This window comes from Pseudomonas sp. HMWF006 (assembly GCF_003061205.1).
In the GTDB taxonomy this organism is placed as follows: Bacteria; Pseudomonadota; Gammaproteobacteria; order Pseudomonadales; family Pseudomonadaceae; genus Aquipseudomonas; species Aquipseudomonas monsensis.
Window position 1 is genome coordinate 968 of sequence record NZ_QAIU01000454.1, and the last position, 6,523, is coordinate 7,490.

Here is a 6,523-nt window from a genome sequence, read left to right on the forward strand (position 1 = left end):
GCGCCCCGAAATAGGTGCTGTTGCCGGTGGTGAGAATCACCGCCACCGCCGTGCCGGACACCACGTTGGTGCCCATGAACAGGATGTTTTCCAGCTCCAGCGGATTGCGCGTGTCGCGGTCGGCCTGACGCGGGAATTTCTCCACCGGCATAGACTCGCCGGTCATCGCCGCCTGGCTGACGAACAGGTCCTTGGCGCTCAGCACCCGGCAGTCGGCGGGAATCATGTCGCCGGCCGACAGTACGATCAGATCGCCCGGCACCAGTTGCTTGATCGGCAGTTCGCTGCGCGGCGCGTCACGGCGCATCACCGTGGCGGTGTTGCTGACCATCGCTTTGAGCGCATCGGCGGCCTGGTTGGATTTGCTTTCCTGCCAGAAGCGCAGCAGCGTCGACAACACCACCATCGAGAAAATCACGGTGGCGGCCTTGAGGTCTTCGGTCAGCCAGGAAATCACCGCCAACAGGGTCAGCAGCAGGTTGAACGGGTTTTTGTAGCAGTGCCAAAGGTGCGTCCACCACGGCAGCGGCTGCTCGTGTTCGACCTCGTTGAGACCGTACTGCGCGCGCAGTGCGTCGACTTCAAAATCGGTCAGGCCATCGGTGTGGGTACCCAGCGACGTCAGCAGTTCGCCGCTGTCGCGATGGGCTGCATCGACCAGCGTGTTGGCCAGGGTGGGCGGCACTTCACGGCTGACCGTGGTGTCTTTGATTGATTCCAGCAGCGCCAGGCGACGGAAGTGCCGGGCGATGTGGCGTGTACGCAGGAAGCCTGCGAAAAATTCCTTGAGCGTAAGTTTCATGGCTGTTGCCCCTATGGTCAGCCGGGAAACCGTCAAGCAGGTACGACCGCGCCTCGTGCGCCGGAAAAACCGGCACGGCAAGGCTTGGCGCGCCGGTCAGAAAAGACAGGCGTGTCGATAAAGTTGCGATGACGACCGTGCAGGTCGAAAGCACACTTTTTCAGTGTCGATGAGAAGGACGTCGGGACATGGTCTCAACAGACCATGATCGGGATGCCGCTGCTCGCTTTACGGCGAGACAACGGCAGAGAAAGGCTGCGCGTTATCTTGCCGAGAATCTGCCGGTTACCGAGACCGGCCGACAACTGTCACTCGAACAAGTACCCACTGTGGGTCTCCGCTATTGATGAAAACGCGCGAAGCTTACGCCCCGATGATTGGAGAGTAAACCCGTGTAAGGAAGTGTGTCGGGAAATGTTGGGGATGTTCAGGAAGGGTTCAGAAATCAGATTTTTCTTAGCCATAAGGGCCCCATCGCTGGCAAGCCAGCTCCCACAGGGAGCTCCAGTGAACACAAATTTTGTGTCCAACACAGATCCTGTGGGAGCTGGCTTGCCAGCGATGGCGGTGTATCAGGAAATACTGAGTCAGCTGGCAGTCGCCAACAACAGATCCGCCATCGACCGATGCCCTCGGTGCTTGCCATGCTCATACAACGAGCCGGCGATCTCGTCGGCGCGAATCGGCAACACCGACAGCAATGTGTCGCTCAGACCATGGCTGGCCTGGCAGAAGCCCTGCATGTACAGACCGGCCTTGCAGCGCTCGTCGGTGATCAGTTTGTAGTTGCGATCGACCTCGAAGTCACCCAGGTATTCTTCCAGCGGTGCCAGCAGTTTGCGGTGCATCTGCCGTTCGTAACCGGTGGCCAACACCACGGCATCGTAGATCCGCACCGTGAGTTCGCCGGTGGCGTTGTTGCGTACCGCCAGTTCGATGCCGTTTTCGCTGGCGGTGGCGCTCTCGACGGTGGTCAGGGTGCGGAACGCATGACGGGCGATCCCGGAGACCTTCTGGCGATAGAAGATGCCGTAGATGCGCTCGATCAGATCAATGTCCACCACCGAATAGTTGGTGTTGTGGTACTCGTTGACCAGACGCTCGCGCTCGGCGCTGCTCTGCTGGAACACCAGGTCGGTGAATTCCGGCGAGAACACTTCGTTGACAAACGGGCTGTCGTCCGCCGGTTTGAGCGCCGAGCCGCGCAGGATCATATCGACCTGCACCGACGGGAACGAATCGTTCAGGTCGATAAAGGCTTCCGCCGCGCTCTGCCCGCCGCCGATGATGGCGATGCTCATCGGCTGATTGTTCACGCACGGCTGGTTGGCCATTTGCGCCAGGTACTGCGAGTGATGGAACACGCGGCTGTCACCCTTGAGTGCCTTGAACGCCTCCGGAATCCGCGGCGTGCCGCCGGCGCTGACCACCACCGAGCGGGTGGTGCGCACATGTTGCAGGCCCTGGCTGTCGCGGGAAATCACCCGCAGCGCTTCAACCTGATGGTTGTGCAAAACCGGTTCGATGGTCAGCACCTCTTCGCCGTACCGGCTTTGCTCGGTGAACTGCCCGGCCACCCAGCGCAGGTAATCGTTGTATTCCATGCGGCACGGATAAAAGGTGCCGAGGTTGATGAAGTCCACCAGACGCCCGTGTTGCTTGAGGTAGTTGACGAAGGAGTACGGGCTGGTCGGATTGCGCAGGGTCACCAGATCCTTGAGGAAGGAAATCTGCAGTTCGCTCTGGGTCGACAGGGTATTGCCGTGCCAACTGTAGTTGGCCTGCTTGTCGAGAAACAGCACATCCAGTTCGCCCTGGGTCGGGCCGCGCTCTTGCAGAGCGATGGCCAGCGCCAGGTTCGAAGGGCCGAAACCGACGCCGATCAGGTCGTGAACGATGGGCGATGCAATTGCCTGTGTCATTTCCAGTGTCCTCTGGATGAACCCCTCAACACGGGGATAAAGCCTGGGTGGCCTGACCGGCCTGAAACAGGTCAGCAGGTCGTCTGTTGAGTAGGAACGAGGACGATGAAAAGAAATTTAACGAGGACGGCTCAATGGGCGTCCCATTGCTTGATGCGCAACCGGCAGTGCTTCATGGCGTTGACGATATGTTTCTCCACCAGTGCCTTGGAAATGCCGAGGGTCGCGGCGATTTCCGGATGGGACAGGCCTTCGATCTTGCGCAGCAAAAAGCTGTCGCGGCACAGCGGCGGCAATTCTGCCAATGCGCGCTGAAGCATTTCCAGGCGCTGGCCGTGATCGAGGGTGCCGAGGGGCGACGGGGTGAAATAGCGTTCTTCGCTGTCGAGTACGTCGAGCGATTCGACCTGACGCAGGGCATTGCGCCGATGGTCGTCGATGACCAGGTTCAGCGCCGTGCGATAGAGAAACGCCCGGGGCTGCTCGATCGGTGTATCACTGGAACGCTCCAGCACCCGCACATAAGCGTCATGCACCACATCTTCGGCAACCTGACGGTTGCCCAGCCTGGCGTTCAGGAAACACACCAGCTCGCGATAGTAGTTTTCCAACATGACTCCCGACCGTATCAATGCAATTCCTGTCCTTGAGCACACGGTTCCAGCCGCGGGCGATCCGCAGTAGCAAGAGGGTGGCAACTTGAGGTGCGTAATTTATAGTAATTCTCATATAGATTTAAAGCGCTGTTTCCACATCCTGGCCAAATAGTCCGCTGCAGCTAGCGGTTACTTGATGTCTGCGGGCTTAAATTCCCTCGTGCATGCATCGTTTACAGGACAGCTCCCCGTATCTGTCGCGCCTTGCGACAGCGTTCAGCCTCCGCGCACCGCGCTGCCTGCGCTGAATGACGGGCCGAATTCACTGGCCGGAACCCTGCATGAAACGTCCCCGCCCCGCCCGACGCGCCCTGTTCGCCGCCCTTTGTCTGATTCCCGTGATTGCCGTTGCCGCGTGGCAGGTGCTGCCGCCCGGACGAGACGCTCTCGCCACCGTGCAGGTGACCCGCAGCAGCATCGAAAACAGCGTGACCGCACTCGGCACCTTGCAGCCGCGTCGTTATGTCGATGTCGGTGCGCAGGCGTCCGGGCAAATCCAGAAGATCCATGTCGAGGCAGGCGATACGGTCAAGGAAGGCCAGTTGCTGGTGGAGATCGACCCGTCCACGCAAAAAGCCAAACTCGACGCCGGGCGCTTCTCCATTGAAAACCTCAAGGCGCAACTGCAGGAACAGCGTGCGCAGCACGACCTCGCACGACAGAAATACCAGCGCCAGCAGCAACTCGCCGCCGGCGGCGCCACCCGTGAAGAAGATGTGCAGACCGCCCGCGCCGAAGTGCGCGCGACCCAGGCGCGCATCGACATGTTCCAGGCACAGATCCGTCAGGCCCAGGCGAGCCTGCGCAGCGACGAAGCGGAGCTCGGCTACACACGCATTTTTGCGCCAATGAGCGGCACCGTGGTCGCGGTAGGTGCCCGGGAAGGCCAGACGCTCAATGCGCAACAGCAAACCCCGCTGATCCTGCGCATCGCCCGACTCTCGCCCATGACCGTGTGGGCCGAGGTTTCCGAAGCGGACATCGGCCACGTCAAACCCGGCATGACCGCCTACTTCACCACCCTCAGCGGTGGCAGCCGACGCTGGAGCAGCACCGTACGGCAGATTCTGCCGGTGCCGCCGCGCCCGCTCGAGCAGAACCAGGGTGGCAGCCCCACCAGCGGGCGCAGTGGCAGCGAACGCGTGGTGCTCTATACCGTGCTGCTCGACGTCGACAACGCCGACAACAGCCTGATGACCGACATGACCGCGCAAGTGTTCTTCGTCGCCCAGCAGGCACAGAACACCCTGACTGTGCCGAGCGCCGCCCTGCAACCGGGCACGCGTGCGCAGTGGCAACGCGTACAGATCGTCGCCGCCAACGGCGACATCCAGTCCCGCGACGTGCGCACCGGCATCAGCGACCGCCTGCGCACACAAGTGCTCGAAGGCCTGGCCGAGGGCGATCACATCCTCAGCACGCCAGCCACCGGCAGCGGAGGCTGAATGCACACGCCCCTGATTGACCTGCGGCAGATCCGCAAATCCTACGGCGGCGACGACAGTCCGCAGGTGCAGGTGTTGCGCGGCATCGACCTGTCGATTCATGCCGGCGAGTTTGTCGCCATTGTCGGCGCGTCCGGCTCCGGCAAATCGACGCTGATGAACATCCTCGGCTGCCTCGACCGCCCCACCAGCGGCGAATATCGCTTCGCCGGTGAGGACGTCGCGCAACTGGACAGCGACGAACTGGCCTGGCTGCGCCGCGAGGCATTCGGTTTCGTGTTCCAGGGCTATCACCTGATTCCGTCCGGTTCCGCTCAGGAAAACGTCGAGATGCCGGCCATCTACGCCGGCACCCCGGCGGCGGAACGCCATGCGCGAGCCCGTGCGTTACTGGAACGTCTCGGTCTGGGCACGCGCACCGGCAACCGTCCGCATCAGCTTTCCGGTGGTCAGCAACAACGGGTGTCGATTGCCCGGGCGCTGATGAACGGCGGCCACATCATTCTCGCCGATGAACCCACCGGCGCCCTCGACAGCCACAGCGGCGCCGAAGTCATGGCCCTGCTCGACGAACTCGCCGGCCAGGGTCACGTGGTGATTCTGATCACCCACGACCGCGAAGTGGCGCAACGGGCCCAACGCATCATCGAAATCCGCGATGGCCTGATCATCAGCGATACCGCCGCACATCCGTCAGCCGCCGTCCGCCGTGCCAATCCCGGTGCCCTGCAAGCGGTCGATCTGCGCCAGCGCCTGAGCACCGGCAGCAGCCAGACCAGCGCCTGGAAAGGTGAACTGGTGGACGCCGTGCAAGCCGCGTGGCGGGTCATGTGGATCAATCGTTTTCGCACCGCGCTGACCCTGCTCGGCATCGTCATCGGCGTGGCCTCGGTGGTGGTGATGCTGGCCGTGGGCGAAGGCAGCAAGCGTCAGGTGATGGCGCAGATGGGCGCCTTCGGGTCCAACATCATTTACCTCAGCGGCGCCGCCCCCAACCCGCGCACGCCGCCGGGCATCATCACCCTCGACGACGTCGCCGAGCTGGCTGCCCTGCCCCAGGTCGAACGCATCATGCCGGTCAACGGCTCGACCGCCGGCGTGCGTTTCGGCAATGCCGACCACAGCAGCTACGTCGGCGGCAATGACACCAACTTCCCAAGCATATTCAACTGGCCGGTGGTTCAGGGCAGTTACTTCACCCAGGCCGACGAAGACAGCGCCGCCGCCGTGGCGGTGATCGGCACCAAGGTGCGTGACAAATTGCTCAAGGATGTCGCCGACCCGATCGGCCAGTACATCCTGATCGAAAACGTACCGTTTCAGGTGCTCGGGGTTCTGGCTGAAAAAGGCTCAAGCTCCGGCGACTCCGACAGCGACAACCGCATCGCCGTGCCCTATTCCGCCGCCAGCATGCGCCTGTTCGGCAGCCGCAATCCGGAATACGTGGTGATCGCCGCCAAGGACGCACGCAAGGTCAAGGACGCCGAACAGGCCATCGAACAGGCGATGCTGCGCCGGCACCACGGCAAAAAGGACTTCGAACTGACCAACAACGCCGCGATGATCCAGGCCGAGGCGCGCACCCAGGGCACGCTGTCGCTGATGCTCGGCGCGATTGCCGCCATCTCCTTGCTGGTGGGCGGTATCGGCGTGATGAACATCATGCTCATGACCGTGCGCGAACGGACCCGCGAAATC

At 62.1% G+C, this 6,523-nt stretch carries 5 protein-coding genes; 2 read left to right on the top strand and 3 right to left on the bottom strand.

The annotated features are described in order from the left end of the window. From DBR24_RS32950 to DBR24_RS19615, 3 genes are all read right to left on the bottom strand, one after another. Positions 1 to 802, bottom strand: an 802-nt coding sequence (locus DBR24_RS32950) for an HAD-IC family P-type ATPase (RefSeq protein WP_256591658.1), incomplete at its 3' end; no start/stop codon positions are given. Between the two features lie 587 nt (positions 803 to 1,389). Beyond that, on the bottom strand, positions 1,390 to 2,724 hold the full coding sequence (locus DBR24_RS19610; RefSeq protein ID WP_128615572.1) for a lysine N(6)-hydroxylase/L-ornithine N(5)-oxygenase family protein: 1,335 nt from the start codon (positions 2,722 to 2,724) through the stop codon (positions 1,390 to 1,392). 131 nt (positions 2,725 to 2,855) lie between these two features. After that, the gene (locus tag DBR24_RS19615; RefSeq protein ID WP_128615573.1) at positions 2,856 to 3,338 is read right to left on the bottom strand and encodes a sigma-70 family RNA polymerase sigma factor; all 483 of its coding nucleotides are present in this window, start codon (positions 3,336 to 3,338) and stop codon (positions 2,856 to 2,858) included. 323 nt (positions 3,339 to 3,661) lie between these two features. On the opposite strand from DBR24_RS19615, the gene DBR24_RS19620 reads away from it, so the two are divergent. Both DBR24_RS19620 and DBR24_RS19625 read left to right on the top strand, forming a co-directional pair. Continuing rightward, complete coding sequence (locus DBR24_RS19620) at positions 3,662 to 4,825, top strand: efflux RND transporter periplasmic adaptor subunit (RefSeq protein WP_128615574.1); 1,164 nt, start codon at positions 3,662 to 3,664, stop codon at positions 4,823 to 4,825. Further along, the coding region (locus DBR24_RS19625) for an ABC transporter permease (RefSeq protein WP_128615575.1) at positions 4,826 to 6,523 on the top strand (1,698 nt) is incomplete at its 3' end. It abuts the gene before it with no gap.

Excerpts from the sequence above, each read along its gene's own strand:
- DBR24_RS19615 (WP_128615573.1), bottom strand. The coding sequence starts at position 3,338 with ATGTTGGAAAACTACTATCGCGAGCTGGTGTGTTTCCTGAACGCCAGG.
- DBR24_RS19610 (WP_128615572.1), bottom strand. The coding sequence starts at position 2,724 with ATGACACAGGCAATTGCATCGCCCATCGTTCACGACCTGATCGGCGTC.
- DBR24_RS19620 (WP_128615574.1), top strand. The coding sequence starts at position 3,662 with ATGAAACGTCCCCGCCCCGCCCGACGCGCCCTGTTCGCCGCCCTTTGT.